The organism is Mesorhizobium sp. WSM4806, from assembly GCF_055811635.1.
The window spans coordinates 235,436-250,795 of sequence record NZ_JBVVQZ010000002.1 but is presented as its reverse complement, the minus strand read 5'-3'; the positions used below and the strand labels follow the sequence as shown (position 1 = coordinate 250,795).

Genomic DNA, 15,360 nt, shown 5'->3' with positions numbered 1-15,360 from the left:
CGCCTCGCACTCCGTTCTACAGGGACATCGTTACCGGGTGGTTATCGATAGTTTAAGCAAATCTAAATTTCCGATGTTTCTTGCCGGAAACCGAAAGCCGGTCGAGTTCGAGGCTGAAAGCGCGTCGCGTCTGAAGGGCAAGCTTTTGGGCGATGTGCATTACGCCGGGGTGCCGCGCAGGAAATTTATGATGCCGGAGAAGTCGGCAGCGGCATGCCCCTGGGCGTTGAACAGCGCATAAAGCTGGGCGGCCTCGGCGCCGAGCGGCGTCACCGCACCGGCGCTTTGCGCGGCTTCCTGCGACAGTTTCAGGTCTTTCAGCATCAGTGCAGCGGCAAACCCCGGCCTGTAGCCATTGTTGGCCGGCGATGTCGGCACCGGACCAGGGACCGGGCAGTAGGTGGTCAGCGACCAGCACTGGCCCGACGAGTTCGAGGCAACGTCGAACAGCGCCTGGTGCGACAGGCCGAGCTTTTCCGCCAGAACGAAGGCTTCGGCGACGCCGATCATCGAAATGCCCAAGATCATGTTGTTGCAGATCTTTGCCGCCTGTCCGGCGCCGTCATCACCACAATGGACGATCCGGCCGGCCATCGGCTTGAGGATTGGTTCGGCCTTGGCAAAAGCTTCCTTCGAGCCGCCGGCCATGAAGGTCAGCGTGCCGGCGGTGGCGCCGCCGGTGCCGCCGGAAACCGGCGCGTCGATCGACAGCAGCTTGTGTCTGGCGGCAATTGCGTGGGCTTTTCGTGCCGATTCGACGTCGATGGTCGAGGAATCGATGAACAGCGCGCCTTTTTTCGCCTTTGGCACGATGTCTTCATAGACCGACAGGACGTGTTTGCCGGCCGGCAGCATGGTGATGACCACGTCGGTCTCCTTCACCGCGGCAACGGCATTGGCCATGACGACGACCCCATGCTCCTTGGCGTTGGCGAGATTTTCCGGGATCAGGTCGAAGCCGTGAACGGCATATCCAGCCTTGACCAGATTGGCTGCCATCGGATTGCCCATATTGCCGAGGCCGATGAAGGCGATGGTGGTCATGATGGCACTCCGTGGTTAGGTTAGGCAGTAGGCAGTAGGCAGTAGGCAGTAGGCAGTAGGCAGTAGGCAGTAGGCAGTAGGCAGTAGGCAGTAGGCAGTAGGCGGCCTATTCGGGCGCGAGTCTGCTGATAAGTTGGCGCAGCATTTTTCCGATGCCCTCGGTCGCTAACAGTATCTGACAAGCTTGATCTTGCGTAGCTAGGCCAATGCGTTCAGCGATCTGGAGGTGCGTCTCGAATTCCTTCAGCGACCCTTGGGCTATCCGGAGAAATTGCTGATAAGAGCCCCTGTTGTCTCGGCCATAACCTTCCGCGATGTTTGCAGGGACTGACGTTGCTGAGCGGCGGATTTGGCTGGTCAACCCATACAATTCCTCTTTTGGCCATGCCTTGGTCAAGGCGTAGGTGGTGACGGCCAGATCCATCGCCTGCTGCCATACGATAAGATCCTTGTACGAATTGATCTTGCCGGTCATCTGCTGCCTATTGCCTATTGCCTACTGCCTTTACCGACCAATCAGCGCGCGTGCGATGATGACGCGCATGATCTCGTTGGTGCCTTCGAGAATCTGGTGAACGCGCAAATCCCGCACCAGCTTCTCGATGCCGTAATCGTGCAGATAGCCATAGCCGCCATGCAGTTGCAGCGCGTCGTTGGCAACGTTGAAGCCGACGTCGGTGACGAAGCGCTTCGCCATCGCCGACCATTTCGAGGCGTCCGGGGCCTTGCGGTCGAGCTTCGAGGCAGCGGCGTAAAGGAATATCCGTGCTGCCTGCAACTCGGTCTCCATGTCGGCCAGCTTGAATTGCAGCGCCTGGAACTGGTTGATCTTGGCTCCGAAGGCCTTGCGTTCGGCGGTGTAGGACAGCGCCTTGTCGAGCGCCGATTGCGCCCCGCCCAGCGAACAGGCGGCGATGTTGAGCCGGCCGCCGTCGAGCCCGGCCATGGCGATGCCGAAGCCGGCGCCTTCGTCCGAGAGCAGGTTTTCAACCGGCACCTTGCAGTCCTCGAAGACGACCTGGCGGGTCGACTGCATGTGCCAGCCCATCTTGTGCTCGTTGGCGCCGAAAGACAGGCCGGGCGCATCTTTCGGCACGACGAAGGTCGAAATGCCCTTCGGACCGTCGGCGCCGGTGCGCGCCATGACGATGTAAAGGTCGCTGTCGCCGGCGCCCGAAATGAACTGCTTGACGCCGTTCAGCACATAGTCGCCGCCGCTCCTCACCGCACGCGTCTTCAGCGCCGCAGCATCCGATCCCGAACCCGGCTCGGTCAGGCAATAGCTCGCCAGCCATTCCATAGAGGTCAGCTTCGGCAGGAAGTGCTGGCGCTGCTCGTCGCTGCCGAAGCGGTCGATCATCGAAGCCACCATATTGTGGATCGAGATGAAGGAGGAGAAGGCCGGATCGGCGCGCGAAAGCGCCTCGAAGATCAGCACCGCGTCGAGCCGGCCGAGCGCTGAGCCGCCGACTTCGTCACTGACATAGATGCCGCCAAGCCCGAGCGGGCCAGTCTCGCGGATCACGTCCGCCGGAAAATGCTTGTTGCGGTCCCAGTCGAGCGCGTTCGGCGCAACGCGATCGGCAGCGAAGGCCTCGGCCATTTGCTGGATGGCGCGCTGGTCCTCGTTGAGTTCGAACTGGCTGGTGCCCGCATCAACAGCGGCGTCCATGGCGTGCTCCGTAATGTCGTCGGCCTCCTGGCCTGTCGTTTTTGGCTTTGCGCGCGGTTCAATCTAGACCAATGATGCCGCCGCGCAAGCCGACTAGCTCCATCCAACGATCTGGGGGCGCCTGCGTGATAATGCGTGTCTGGGGCAAGGCGTGACGACAAATTTCGATGAACTGCTCGAGCGTTTCCACGCCACTCTCGCAACATTCGATGATGCGCTGGTGCGCAATGAGGTGGCCCGGATCGGCTGGGCCATGCCGGCACGACCGCTCGATCCGCGTCCGCTTGCCTGCCTGCGCCAGCTCGATCGTATCGTCGAGCTCGCTCCGGCCAACGCCCAGCCGCTGGCGCGGCTGCTTGCGGAGCGTCGCGGCCAATTGCGCTGGGGGCAGACCTACAGCGAGGCGGATTTCGGCAAGACGTTCATCGACAATTACGGCTGGCTGGAGGTCTTCGGCACGCGCGGCCATTTCGTCAACGACGAGGTCGCGGCCGGTCTGCTGATCCTCGGACCTGAAATCGTCTATCCCGACCACCATCATGTCGCCGAGGAGATCTACATTCCGCTGACCGGCGGCACCGAATGGCGCATGGGCGAAGGCGACTTTGGCAGGCGCGAGGCGGGTGAGGTGATCCACCATGCCTCTGATGTCAGCCACGCCATGCGCACCGGCAAGGAGCCGCTGCTGGCGCTCTACCTCTGGCGCGGCGGACCACTGGCCGCGAAATCCACGATCACCGGCAGCGTTTCACAGGGCAGGAATTGATGGCGGCCAAGGCGATCATGCTGCAGGGCACAGGCTCCGATGTCGGCAAGACGGTGCTGGTCGCGGGCCTCTGCCGCGTGGCGAAGAAGCGTGGGCTGAAGGTGCGGCCGTTCAAGCCGCAGAACATGTCGAACAACGCCGCCGTCGCCGATATTCCGGGCGACAAACTCGGCGGCGAGATCGGCCGCGCCCAATGGCTGCAGGCGATCGCCTGCGGCGTTGTGCCCACCGTCCATATGAACCCGGTGCTGCTCAAGCCGCAGACCGATATCGGCGCCCAAGTGGTGGTGCAGGGCAAGGTGTTCGGCGAGGCGCGGGCGCGAGACTACCAGGCGCTGAAGGGCCGGCTGATGGATGCCGTGCTGGACTCCTGGGCCGAGGTCGCCGAGGGTGCCGACCTCGTCATCGTCGAAGGCGCCGGCTCGCCGGCCGAGATCAATCTCAGGAGCCGCGACATCGCCAATATGGGCTTTGCGACGCGCGCCGACGTGCCGGTGATCCTGGTCGGCGACATCGATCGCGGCGGCGTCATCGCCTCGGTCGCCGGCACCCATCTGATCCTGCCGGAAGAGGACCGGCGCATGATCGTCGGCTATCTCATCAACAAGTTCCGCGGCGATGTCTCGCTGTTCGATAACGGCATCAAGGCGATCGAGAGCTTCACCGGCTGGCGCTGTTTTGGCGTCGTGCCATGGCTGAAGGCGGCGGCGCGGCTGCCCTCGGAAGATTCCGTGGTGCTCGAACGCCTGGCGTCCGGAGAGAAGCGCGCGCTGAAGGTGGCCGTGCCGATGCTTTCGCGCATCGCCAATTTCGACGACCTCGACCCGCTCAAGGCCGAGCCGCAGGTCGAGGTCGTCTTCGTGCCGCCCGGCCAGCATTTGCCGGACGACGCTGGGCTGGTGATCATTCCCGGCTCCAAGTCGACGATCGGCGACCTGCTAAGGTTCCGTGAAAATGGCTGGGACCGCGATCTGCTTGCCCATCGCAAGCGCGGCGGCCACGTCGTCGGCATCTGCGGCGGCTTCCAGATGCTCGGCCGTGTCGTGCGCGATCCCGACGGCATCGAGGGCAGCGTTACCGAGACCGACGGGCTCGGCCTGCTCGACGTCGAAACGCTGATGGAGCCGGAAAAGACGGTGCGCAATGTCAGCGCGCGCTCGGTCCAGTTCGACCTGCCGCTCGAGGGCTACGAGATCCATCTCGGCCGCACCACCGGTCCGGACACGCTGCGCCCATCTACCGTCATCAACGGCGCCGATGACGGCGCCGTCTCCGCCGACGGCAAGGTGTCGGGCAGCTATCTGCACGGGCTGTTTTCCGCCGACGCTTTTCGGGCGAAATTCCTGGAAAATCTCGGCGTCAAAGGCGGCGGCATCGATTATCGCGCCGAGGTCGAACGGGCATTGGACGAAGTCGCAGCCGAACTGGAAACCCACCTCGACTGCGACGCTATCTTTGGTCTGGCGCGTTAGCTGGCGGGCTCACCGGCCTTTGGCCAATAGGTGCCGAACGACCAGACATTGCCTTCCGGATCGCTGCAGATGAATTCGCGGCTGCCATAGTCGCGGTCGGTGAGCTCTTCCAGTATTTCGGCGCCGGCCTTTTTGGCTCTGGCATAAGCGGCATCGGCATCGTCGACGGCAACATAGATCGATCTGCCGCCACCCGGGCCCGGTGCGCCGATCATCTGGCCAAACTTGTCGTCGCGTGCGGTGCCCAGCATGATCATCGAGGAGCCGAAAGTCAGTTCGGCGTGTTGGACGATGTCGCCTTCGCCGTAGCGGGCATGAACGGCAAAGCCGAAGGCTTCACCGAGCCAGTCGATCATTTTCGCGGCATTGCGGTAGCGCAAGGTGGGATAGAGCCTGGGCGGTTCGACTGACATGGTCATGACGATCTCCTTCAATTGGATTGGACGATAATCCAGTCTGGGCGAAGGCTTTTCCCACGTCTTGAAGAAATGTTACCTGCGCCTCTATGCCTGGGCGGCCAGCGCCGTCGGCGTTTCGCCGGCAAGGTCGCGGAATTCGCGCACCAGATGCGCCTGGTCGGCATAGCCGCAATCGGCGGCGATATCAGCCCAGTCGGATTTGCCCTGCCTTGACAGGCCGAGCGCCCGGTTGAAGCGGACGATGCGCGACAGCGTCTTGGGGCCGACGCCGATCGCGTTGGAGAATTTTCCCGCGAGATGCTTGCGGCTCCAGCCCAGCCTGTCGGCGAGCGATGCGACGCGAATGCGGCCACCCGAGACGATGATCCGGTCATAGGCCCACGCGATTTCGGCCTGCATTTCGCGGGCGTCAGTCAGCCGCGCGGCGACGAACGTCTCGACGATGGCAAAACGTGCGTTCCAGCCGTGCGCATTGCCAAGTCTTTCGCGCAGCGCGATGCCTTCGATCCCGAGCACATCGTCGAGGCCGACCATGCGGTCGGTCAGTTCGCTCATCGCGAGGCCGAAGAAGCGTCGGGCGCCGAGCGGGGTGAAATTGACCTGGATGCAGCAGGCGCCGCCGCGGGATTCGATCACCACCGGACCGGCATAGAGGCCGGCGGCGAAACTGGCGAAGCGGTCGTTGTCGCCCGGCTCCCTGCCGAGCCCGATGGCGAAGGGTTCGGCAAAGCTGATGACCAGCGGCACGGTCAGCGATGCGTATTCGACGTTGCGGAAACGGCCGGGCATGGTTTCGCGGTAGCCGCAGATGTCAGTGACTGAATCCTGGAGCCAAGGGCCAGGCGCACGCCGAACCATCTCGAACCGGTCGAGGCCAGGACTGTGCTGGTTGCTGCCGTCTTCGCTCTGGGCAGACATGAGCTTTCCTCCGCCCGCGGATGGTAGCAGACCAACCCTCAGAATCAAAAGTGCCCGGCTTGTGGCCGGGCGCTCCGAGTTGCCTGAGAGATCTGAGGGCTTAAGCGCCGCGAACCAGGCAGCCGCCGGCAAGCACGACATAAGCGATGAGGACGATCCACACCGCGGCCAGGGGAATGAACGCAAAAACGCCGAGAGCGGCGAGAAGACCGATGATGGCGATAACAAGGGATATGATGAAAATAAGCTGCGTAGGCGCACTGAGATTCATGTGTGGCTCCTCCGACATGATTCGTACAACCGCATCCTACCAGGCGCCCCGTTCACACACCAATCAGCGTGCGCAGCGGCGGAGACCAATTGTCGATCTTGGCGCCGCCCCTCATCGCCCTGCCGGGCACTTCTCCCCGTTTAGGGACGGGAGAAGAGGGCGGTGGCGACCTCGGTGAACATTCTGCAACGCTGGTGATTGGCGAAACCTTCGATGGGAGCGCCCCTCTCCCCGTCATTATACGGGGAGAGGATGCCGGAAGGCAGGTGAGGGGCAGCGCCAATGGCCGGAAAAGGGTGAGGAGCCGAATTTCAAAACCTGAAAGCAATTGCCAGCAATTGCCCCTGTCGAACCACAGCCGACCATTTGCGCAAGGCCGATTCCGCGTTACCTATTTGCAACGAATCGGAAAGGGACGCTGATGGCATTCGCACTGCTGGAGCAGATACGTTCGATCTTCGACGGCGACCCCGGCGTGCGCAAGGTCGCGGACGATCCGGTGCTGTCGGCGGAACTGCTGATGCTGTTTCGCATGATTTTGGCCGACGGCACGGTCAACGAGAGTGAAATGGCCGCGTTCAGGCGCATCTGCCGGGAAGCCTTCGGCATTCCGGAAGCCAGCATCGACAGCGTCATCGAATATCTCAACGAGTTCGGCTACGAGACCAATGGCTCGCAAGCCATCGCGCAGTTCCGTGACCTCGACGTCGAGAGGCGCAGCCTGCTTGCGCGCCATATGGCCGAGATCGCCAAGGCCGATTCGCAACTTGCCGGGACAGAGATGCAGCTCTTGCGCCGCACCCTCGACTTGCTCGACATCAGCCCCGCTGATGTGGTGAAGGCCGAAGAGTAAGCCTCTCCCGACGGTCGGCTGTTCACCCCTGTTCTTGTAGCCGCCGGGCAATCGCGCGGTGCAGGTCCGGGGCCGCAGCGACCAGCGCCTTGGCGGCTTCGGACTGCGGATGGTCGAGAACCGCGCTCGTCCTGCCCCGCTCGACGATCTTGCCGGCATGCATGATTATCACCTGGTCGGTAATGGCGCGGGCAACGGTCAGATCGTGGGTGATGAACAGATAGGCGACGCCGAGCTTCTGGTTGAGCTCGGCGAATAGATCGAGAATCTGGGCGCGGATCGAGACGTCGAGCGCCGACACCGGCTCGTCGGCGACGACCAGCCTGGGGCGGGTGATGATGGCGCGGGCGATCGACAGGCGCTGGCGCTGGCCGCCTGAAAATTCGTGCGGATATTTGTCCATGTCGCGTGGACCAAGGCCGACCTCGTGCAAGGCCTTTGCCACCATCTCGCGCCGCTCTGCATTCGTCGGCCTTTTCTCCAGGACATGCAGTGGCTCGGCGACCAGTTTTTCCACCTTCTGGCGCGGATCGAAGGAGCCGTAAGGGTCCTGGAACACCACCTGCATGTCGCGGCGCGCCGGCTTGAGCTCCGCCTCGCTCTTGCCGGTGATGACTTCGCCGCGAAACCGGATCGTTCCCGATGTCGGCCCGTCCAGCGCCAGGACCATGCGGGCAAGCGTGGACTTGCCGCAACCGGAACGCCCGACCAGCGCCACAGACTGCCCAGGATCGATCGAGAACGAGACATCGTCGACGGCGCGGGTCGGAACCGCGCGCTGCAGCAGCGATTTGCGCCGTCCCGGATAGTCCCGCGTCACGCTCTCTACGTGAAGGAGAGGTTTGGCAGCCTGGAGCAGGGGGTTGTCTTGGCCGACCTCGTGCGTCCTGGCACGCGCCGGCACGTGCATCGAGGCCTGCGCCAGTTGTCTTGTGTAGGGATGAAGCTGCTCGGACAAGGTGCGCGCCGTGTCGCCGGCCTCCATCACTTCGCCGTGGCGCAGGATGGTGATGCGCTCCGCCATTTCGGTCACCACCGCGAGGTCATGCGAGATCAACAGCAGGCCCATGCGGTTTTCTGCGACCAGGTCGCGCAACAGGTCGAGGATCTGCGCCTGCAGCACGACGTCGAGCGCCGTCGTCGGCTCGTCGGCGATCAGCAGTTTTGGTTTCAGCGCGCAGGCAATGGCGATGACGACACGCTGGCGCTGGCCGCCGGAAAGCTCGTGCGGATAGCGCGACAGCGGAAATTGCGCTGAGGACAGGCCGACCCGGTCGAGCATTTTTCGGGCGCGGTCCTCGGCGTCGGCGCGGCTTGCCCTGGTGTGCCAGCGTATGCCTTCGGCAACCTGCTCGCCAATCGTCTTGACCGGGTTCAGCGCCGTCATCGGCTCCTGGAAAACCATGCCGATATCATCGCCGCGCAGCGCGCACATCTGGTCTTCGCTGGCCGCGAGGATGTCGATGCCGTCGAAGACGACGCGCCCGCTGGCGCGCGCCGCCCAGGGCAGAAGCCGCATCACCGTCAATGCCGTGATCGACTTGCCCGAGCCGGATTCGCCGACCAGCCCCATCACCTCGCCGGGCGCGACGGCGAGCTCGACATCCCTCAGGATCGGCGTGTCGCCGATCGTCAGCGACAATTTCTCGATTTCGAGCAGGCTCATCGCTGCCGCCGCGATTTTGGGTCGAGGATGTCGGCAATACCGTCGCCGAGCAGGTTCAGTCCAAGCACGGTGACGACGATCGCCATGCCTGGAAAGATCGCCATCCACGGCGCCATCCCCATGCGCGTCTGGGCGTCGAACAGCATCCGCCCCCAGCTCGGCATCGGCGGCTGTGTGCCGAGCCCGACATAGGAAAGCCCGGCTTCAGCCAGGATGCCGAGCGCGAACTGAATGGTGCCTTGCACCAGGAGCAAAGTAACGATGTTGGGCAGCACGTGTTCGATGGTGATCAGTGCTTTGCCTTTTCCGGCGGCACGCGCGGCGAGGATGAATTCGCGCGGCCAGATCGCCAGCGCGCCGGCCCGGGCGACGCGGGCGAAGACCGGGATGTTGAAAATGCCGATGGCGATGATGGCGTTGAGCGCGCCCGGGCCGAAGATGGCGGTGATCATGATCGCCGACAGCAGGGCAGGGAAGGCGAAGACGAGATCGTTCAGCCGCATCACCGCCTCGTCGACGACGCCGCCGCGCGCCGCGGCAAGGGCGCCGAGCGGCACGCCAACGCCCATGCCGATACCGACCGCCACCAGCGCCACGGCGATCGAATTGCGGGCCCCGACCATGATCATGGAAAAAATGTCGCGGCCGAAATGATCGGTGCCGAACCAGTGCGCCGGCGAGGGTGCCTGGGTCTTGTCGGCGATGATCAGCCTGGTGACGTCAAAAGGCGTCCAGAATAACGAGACGATGGCGACCGCCGCCACAAGTGCAGTGATGACGAAGCCGGTGAGGAACGAGCGATTGGTGAAAGCCTTGACGAGGATGTCGGCAAAATTTTCCTCCGGGATGTCGAAGCGCAGCGTCATTGGCGGCTTCTCAGCCGCGGATCGACGACCGCATAGGAGAGATCGACAAGCAGGTTGACCGCGATGACGGCGGCGACCAGCAGCATGACGACGCTTTCGACGACGATCAGGTCGCGCTGGGTGATCGCCTGGAACACCAGCCGGCCGAGGCCGGGGAGATAAAAGACGTTCTCGATGATGATGGTGCCGGCGAGCAGGAAGGCGAACTGCAGGCCGAGAATGGTCAGCACCGGGATCATTGCGTTGCGCAGCGCGTGCCGCCACAACACCGCGCGATAGGGCAGACCCTTGGCGCGGGCAGTGCGGATATAGTCCTCGTTCAGCACTTCGATCAGCGCCGAGCGAGTGACGCGGGCGAGGATCGCCGCCTGCGGCAGAGCGAGCGCGATCGCCGGCAGGACCAGCGATTTCAGCGCCGGCCAGACGCCGGCGCTCCATCCCGGAAAGCCGCCGGCCGGCACCAGCCGCAGCCAGACGGCAAACAGGTAGATCAGCATCAGCGCAAACCAGAAGTTCGGCACGGCAACACCAAGCTGGGCGGCGCCCATCGCGATCGTGTCGCCGGCCCGTCCGTGCCGGCCGGCGGAAAACAGCCCGACCGGAATGGCGATGATGGTGGACAGCGCCAGCGCGATCAGGGCCAGCGGCAGCGAGACCACGATGCGCTCGCGGACCAGGTCGATGACCGGCACCGAATAGGTGTAGGAACGACCGAAATCGAGACTCAGCAAGCCGCCGGCCCAGTGCAGATAGCGCGCGGCAAGCGGCGCGTTGAGGCCCATCTGGTTGCGCAGCAACTCGACCTGGTCGGCGCTGGCGTTCATGCCCAGCATCAGCCGCGCCGGGTCGCCGGGAATGATTTCCAGCACGGCGAAGACCACCATCGAGGCCAGGACCAGCGTGATGAGGGCGATGGCAAGACGCTTGAGGAGATAGGCGGTCATGAGGGGAGGACCGCAGCGCTGCCTGCAAAGATCGGGCGACAGTGCTCTTTCACGTCCCCGTCTGTCCTGCCGGACGCGCCGGTCCGAGCCACGGGCCTCGGCAGGACAGTTGCTACAGACAAAAGATAGCGCTCGACCGGCCAATTGTTAATGCCGGCAGCGCAGAACTGAAGCGATTGCCCTGCGGCTCGGGCCAGGCATCTCGGCAGGACAGAGGGGGGTGCCACCGGCTGCAAGCTTCGCCCCTTTGGCCAGCAGCCCCTCACTCCGTCCACTTCACCTTGGTCAAATCATTGGCCTGGATCGGCGCATTTTCCCAAAAACCCTCGAGCTTGGCGTCCCAGACGCCGACTTTCGGCAGTTCGTAGAGGAAGCCGACCACGGCATCGTCGGCCAGTATCTTCTGCGCCTCGCCGAGCAGCGTCATGCGCTTGGCCTCATCGGAGGTGAGGTTCAGGTCGGCGATGATCTTGTCGAAGGTCGGGTTGTCGTAGTTGAAGTAATAATCCTTGCGCGAATAGATATCGATGTCGTTGGGTTCGGTGTGGGAAATGATGGTCAGGTCGTAGTCCTTCCTGGTGAAGACCTGGTCCAGCCACTGCGCCCATTCCACCGGCACGATCTGCAGATCGATGCCGACATCGCGAAGCTGCGACGCGATGATCTCGCCGCCAAGCCGCGCATAGGGGGGTGGCGGCAGTTTCAGCGTCGCCTTGAAGCCGTTCTCCAGGCCGGCATCCTTCAAGAGTTCCCTGGCCTTGTCGACATTGTGCGGATAGAGACCGGTGAGGTCGACATAGGCCTTGTTGGCGGGCGACATATGCGAGCCGATCGGCACGCCAAGGCCGGCCGAGGCGCCGTCGATGATCGCCTTGCGGTCGAGCGCAAACGAAATCGCCTGCCTGGCCTGCAGCCTGTCGAAAGGCGGCTTCTTGTTGTTCATCGAAAGGATGGTCTCACCCTCGGTCGCGCCGATCACCACCTTGAAGCGCGGGTCGCCCTGGATCTGGGCGACGCTGTCGGGATCGAAGAAGGGGAAGGCCTGAACATCGCCGGAAAGCAGCGCCGGCACGGCGGCTGCGGCATCCGTGACGATGCGGAACTCGGCCTTGTCGAGGGACACCGGGGCACCCCAGTAGGCGTCTGACTTGATCAGCGTGATCGATGAGCCCTTGGCCCAGCTCTGGAACTTGAACGGGCCGGTGCCGACAGGCTTTTCCTTGTTGGTGTCGGCTGTCTCCGGCGCGACGATGACCGCGTCGCCCCAGCCCATATTGTAGAGGAACGAACTTTGCGGATTCTTCAGCGTGATCCTGACCGTCGCCGGATCGACCATTTCGATTATATCGATGGCGGCGAACAGGCCCTTTTGTGCGTTGACGGAGTTGTCGGCACGGGCGCGATCGAGCGAGAATTTGACGTCGTCGGCATTGAAGTCGGTGCCGTCATGGAATTTCACACCGCTATGCAGCTTGAAGGTGTAGACCTTGCCGTCGTCGGAAACGGTCCAGCTTTCGGCGAGAGCCGGCAGCACCTCGCCGTTCGGGCCGATGCGGGTCAGCCCCTCGAACACATTGGCGTAAAGCACCTCGTCGATCGCCGCCGCAGCACCTGCGGTCGGATCGAGATGCGGAGGTTCGAGCGTGATGCCGATGACCAGATCGGTCCGCGTGGCAAGCGCCGAAGCGCCGTTGGCCAGCACCAGGGCCGCAGCGGTGAGAATGGTTTTCCATAATTTCATCGTGCAACTCCCGATATGCTCAAAAACATGCTCGAAACCCGGTGGATAGAAGCGTGATTTCACCAAGGAGTAAATTGCGTTTCGTGCTTTCCGGCGGCGCCGGCAGGAATGTTTTTCCGCCCATCACCGGCTACCGAGCGCCCGCGCCCCTCAGCAGCACGTTGAGCCCGATCGCCATCACCTTGGCCGATTCGACCATGTCTGATATCCCCACCCATTCGTCGGGCCTGTGGGCGAGGTCGAGAATGCCCGGGCCATAGGCGATGCAGTCGTAGATGTGGCCGATGCGGGCAATGTGCTTCTGGTCGTAGGTGCCGGGCGAGATCACGTAGTCGGGCTCGCGGTCGAATACCTCCATGATGCCCCGCGCCACCGCCTTGACCACCGGCGCATCGCGCTCGGTCATCAGCGGCAGCACCTCCATGAGATCGCGGATCTCGTAGTCGAATTTCTTGCGCTCGCGCTTCAGCCGGTCGAGGATATCGGTCACCTCGCGCTTGACCGTGCCAAGATCCTCTTCGAGCAGGAAGCGGCGGTCGATGGTCAGCCGGCAGGAATCGGGGACATTGGGCGAGGGCAGGCCAGGCCGGAAATCCTCGGTCTGGCCGCCATGGATCGAGTTGATGTTCATGGTCGAGCGCTTGGCCCCGTCGGGCACGACCGGCATGCGCGTCACCTTGCGGTCGAGCGCCGGGAACAGCTCGTCCTCGAAAGCCCTTAGCAGGGCGCCCATATGGCGCACCGCATTGTCGCCGAGGAACGGCATCGAGCCGTGCGCGATCTCGCCCTTGGTCTCGATCTCCGCCCACCAGACGCCGCGATGGCCAAGGCAGATGCGATCCTTGTTCAACGGCTCGGGGATGATGACGTGGTCGACCTTCGGCTTGGAGAAATAGCCGAGCTTTGCCAGATGGGCGACGCCGCCGAAGCCGCCGGACTCCTCGTCGACCGTGCCCGAAATCTCGATGGCGCCCGGGAAGTCGGGGAAAACCTCCATGAAGGCCTCGGCGGCGATGATCGAGGAGGCCAGGCCGCCCTTCATGTCGCAGGCGCCGCGGCCATGGACCTTGCCATCCCTGACGATGCCGGCGAAGGGATCGAGGCTCCAGCCGTCGCCGGCTTCGACCACGTCGATATGCGAGTTGAAATGCACGCAGGCGCCGGGCGAGCGGCCATCGAAGCGGCCGACGACGTTGACGCGCGGGTAGCGGTCGGTGTCGCCGGGCGTGCCTTCGGCGCGGATGAATTCGACTTCGAAGCCGCGCTTTTTCAGCCGCGCTCCGACGTATTCGGCGCATGGCCGATAGGCCTCGCCGGGCGGGTTGATAGTCGGAAAGCGGATCAGGTCCGCGGTCAGCGCGACCAGGTCGTCGACCCGATCATCGACCGCTTTCAGCAGGAGTTCTTTCATTCGACGAATTGAGCAGCCAACGGTGCGTTTTGGCAAGCCTGTTGGCGGGTCGCGCCCTAGTTATGTGGTTACATGTCGCCACGGCAACTATCGCGGGAAATCGTTCAAATTCGCTGCTTTGGATTGGCGAATTCGTCAGAGGTGTGTGGTTACCTCATTCACTTGCGATTAAAGGATGAAGAATAGCGTGAAGGCAGGCAGGCAAGGGCAATCAAAGGGGTTTGATCGCATGAAAAAGACCGTTCTCATGGCAGCGGCACTGGCAACGATGCTGTTCGGTTCTTCGGTCGAGGGCTGGGCAGCCAAGCTGGTTGCAAGGATCGATGTGTCATCGCAGACGATGACTGTAAGATACGGCCGGGCGGTCTACCGATGGCGCGTATCCACGGCGCGCAAAGGCTATATCACGCCGCGCGGCAGCTACCGGCCGCAACGAACGGCACGGATGTGGTATTCGCGCAAATACGACATGTCGCCGATGCCTCATTCGGTGTTCTACCGCGGCGGCTATGCCATCCATGGCACAGGCGCAGTAAAATCTCTCGGGCGCCCAGCGTCGCATGGCTGCGTGCGACTGCACCCGTCCAATGCCGCCGCCTTCTATTCGATGGTGCGGCAAGCCGGCTTCCGCAACACGCGGATCGTGGTGACCAACTAGAGCGCGGAAAACACGCCGATCGCCCCGACCAGAACTAGGCTTAGCGCCCAGATCACATCTAGATCAAACCAGCTTTTCGAAAGAAACCTTAATCCCAGCCACCGATAGACGCCAAAGGCCAAAGCGCCGCCCGCAGTGATCATCGCGCCGGTGTGGACCGCTGCCACGCCGATCGAGAGCGCTGCAGTTCGTGCAATGAGGGCGGTCGCGGCATGGTGCCCGGCATCCGTTTCAACGACGCCGCACAGGCCGAGGTAGATCGGCACCAGCATCAGGCCGGCGCCATGCGCGACGGCGACGAGAAAGGACCAGAGCGCCAGTCGCGACGGCGGCACGCGCGCCAGAAATCTAGGATGCCGCCGGTTGAAGAGCAGCCAGACTCCGAGCGCGACGACAATTAGACCTGCGCCAACGCGGATCTCGGTTTGCCAATCAACCAGCATGGTCATTAGCGCGAAGGGCAAGAGGACCACCGTCATGGCGACAAGATGCCCGAACGCCAGCGCCAGAAGTGCGCCCGGCAGCGCATAGGCTCGCCGTTCCATCAGGGCGGCCGAAACAGCAAGCGGCCAGCCCATACCCGGGTTTACGCCATGGTAAATCCCGCTGGCGACCACAGCAAACCAGAGGCCGGCTGTGGTCGAAAGGAGTTCGGGCAA

Annotated in this window: 16 protein-coding genes; 4 read left to right on the top strand and 12 right to left on the bottom strand. The window is 63.2% G+C overall.

All coding sequences use genetic code 11. The features are described from left to right. Positions 1-159: 159 nt before the first annotated feature. The 3 genes from mmsB to AC0L2M_RS03860 form a co-directional block, all read right to left on the bottom strand. Positions 160-1,044 (bottom strand): 3-hydroxyisobutyrate dehydrogenase, encoded by an 885-nt coding sequence (mmsB, locus tag AC0L2M_RS03870; RefSeq protein WP_473534081.1) that lies wholly within the window; start codon positions 1,042-1,044, stop codon positions 160-162. A 106-nt stretch (positions 1,045-1,150) separates the two neighbouring features. Next, entirely contained in the window at positions 1,151-1,519 is a 369-nt protein-coding gene (locus tag AC0L2M_RS03865; protein WP_473524482.1) for a four helix bundle protein, read from the bottom strand. A gap of 30 nt (positions 1,520-1,549) precedes the next feature. Next, entirely contained in the window at positions 1,550-2,716 is a 1,167-nt protein-coding gene (locus AC0L2M_RS03860) for an isobutyryl-CoA dehydrogenase (RefSeq protein WP_473534080.1), read from the bottom strand. 151 nt (positions 2,717-2,867) lie between these two features. On the opposite strand from AC0L2M_RS03860, the gene AC0L2M_RS03855 reads away from it, so the two are divergent. After that, the gene (locus AC0L2M_RS03855) at positions 2,868-3,482 is read left to right on the top strand and encodes a dimethylsulfonioproprionate lyase family protein (protein WP_128246888.1); all 615 of its coding nucleotides are present in this window, start codon (positions 2,868-2,870) and stop codon (positions 3,480-3,482) included. Next, positions 3,482-4,954, top strand: a complete 1,473-nt coding sequence (locus tag AC0L2M_RS03850; RefSeq protein ID WP_023798961.1) for a cobyric acid synthase — start codon at positions 3,482-3,484, stop codon at positions 4,952-4,954. Before AC0L2M_RS03855 ends, AC0L2M_RS03850 begins: the two co-directional genes overlap by 1 nt. Here the strand turns inward: AC0L2M_RS03850 and AC0L2M_RS03845 are convergent. The 3 genes from AC0L2M_RS03845 to AC0L2M_RS03835 all read right to left on the bottom strand — a co-directional run bounded on the left by AC0L2M_RS03845 (position 4,951) and on the right by AC0L2M_RS03835 (position 6,562). Next, complete coding sequence (locus AC0L2M_RS03845; protein ID WP_023798962.1) at positions 4,951-5,373, bottom strand: VOC family protein; 423 nt, start codon at positions 5,371-5,373, stop codon at positions 4,951-4,953. The genes AC0L2M_RS03850 and AC0L2M_RS03845 overlap by 4 nt on opposite strands. 84 nt (positions 5,374-5,457) lie before the next feature. After that, on the bottom strand, positions 5,458-6,291 hold the full coding sequence (locus AC0L2M_RS03840) for a helix-turn-helix domain-containing protein (RefSeq protein WP_473534079.1): 834 nt from the start codon (positions 6,289-6,291) through the stop codon (positions 5,458-5,460). 100 nt (positions 6,292-6,391) lie between these two features. After that, complete coding sequence (locus tag AC0L2M_RS03835) at positions 6,392-6,562, bottom strand: hypothetical protein (RefSeq protein ID WP_023798964.1); 171 nt, start codon at positions 6,560-6,562, stop codon at positions 6,392-6,394. Between the two features lie 421 nt (positions 6,563-6,983). Between AC0L2M_RS03835 and AC0L2M_RS03830 the strand changes: the two genes are divergently transcribed. After that, complete coding sequence (locus tag AC0L2M_RS03830) at positions 6,984-7,415, top strand: TerB family tellurite resistance protein (RefSeq protein WP_023802995.1); 432 nt, start codon at positions 6,984-6,986, stop codon at positions 7,413-7,415. A 22-nt stretch (positions 7,416-7,437) separates the two neighbouring features. On the opposite strand, the gene AC0L2M_RS03825 is transcribed toward AC0L2M_RS03830, so the two are convergent. The 5 genes from AC0L2M_RS03825 to AC0L2M_RS03805 form a co-directional block, all read right to left on the bottom strand. Then, positions 7,438-9,081: an ABC transporter ATP-binding protein gene (locus tag AC0L2M_RS03825; protein WP_128176801.1), complete on the bottom strand. Its 1,644-nt coding sequence runs from the start codon at positions 9,079-9,081 to the stop codon at positions 7,438-7,440. Further along, positions 9,078-9,947 (bottom strand): ABC transporter permease, encoded by an 870-nt coding sequence (locus AC0L2M_RS03820; RefSeq protein WP_128176799.1) that lies wholly within the window; start codon positions 9,945-9,947, stop codon positions 9,078-9,080. The genes AC0L2M_RS03825 and AC0L2M_RS03820 overlap by 4 nt, the downstream gene beginning before the upstream one ends. Continuing rightward, positions 9,944-10,891, bottom strand: a complete 948-nt coding sequence (locus AC0L2M_RS03815; protein ID WP_128176797.1) for an ABC transporter permease — start codon at positions 10,889-10,891, stop codon at positions 9,944-9,946. The genes AC0L2M_RS03820 and AC0L2M_RS03815 overlap by 4 nt, the downstream gene beginning before the upstream one ends. 262 nt (positions 10,892-11,153) lie before the next feature. Next, the gene (locus AC0L2M_RS03810; protein WP_473534078.1) at positions 11,154-12,632 is read right to left on the bottom strand and encodes an ABC transporter substrate-binding protein; all 1,479 of its coding nucleotides are present in this window, start codon (positions 12,630-12,632) and stop codon (positions 11,154-11,156) included. A gap of 130 nt (positions 12,633-12,762) precedes the next feature. After that, positions 12,763-14,043, bottom strand: a complete 1,281-nt coding sequence (locus AC0L2M_RS03805; protein WP_473534077.1) for an acetylornithine deacetylase/succinyl-diaminopimelate desuccinylase family protein — start codon at positions 14,041-14,043, stop codon at positions 12,763-12,765. A 229-nt stretch (positions 14,044-14,272) separates the two neighbouring features. Here AC0L2M_RS03805 and AC0L2M_RS03800 point away from each other — a divergent pair, with 229 nt between their 5' ends. Then, the gene (locus AC0L2M_RS03800; protein WP_023802989.1) at positions 14,273-14,701 is read left to right on the top strand and encodes a L,D-transpeptidase; all 429 of its coding nucleotides are present in this window, start codon (positions 14,273-14,275) and stop codon (positions 14,699-14,701) included. On the opposite strand, the gene AC0L2M_RS03795 is transcribed toward AC0L2M_RS03800, so the two are convergent. Then, positions 14,698-15,360 (bottom strand): hypothetical protein, encoded by a 663-nt coding sequence (locus AC0L2M_RS03795; protein ID WP_473534076.1) that lies wholly within the window; start codon positions 15,358-15,360, stop codon positions 14,698-14,700. The two genes, AC0L2M_RS03800 and AC0L2M_RS03795, sit on opposite strands and share 4 nt — an antisense overlap.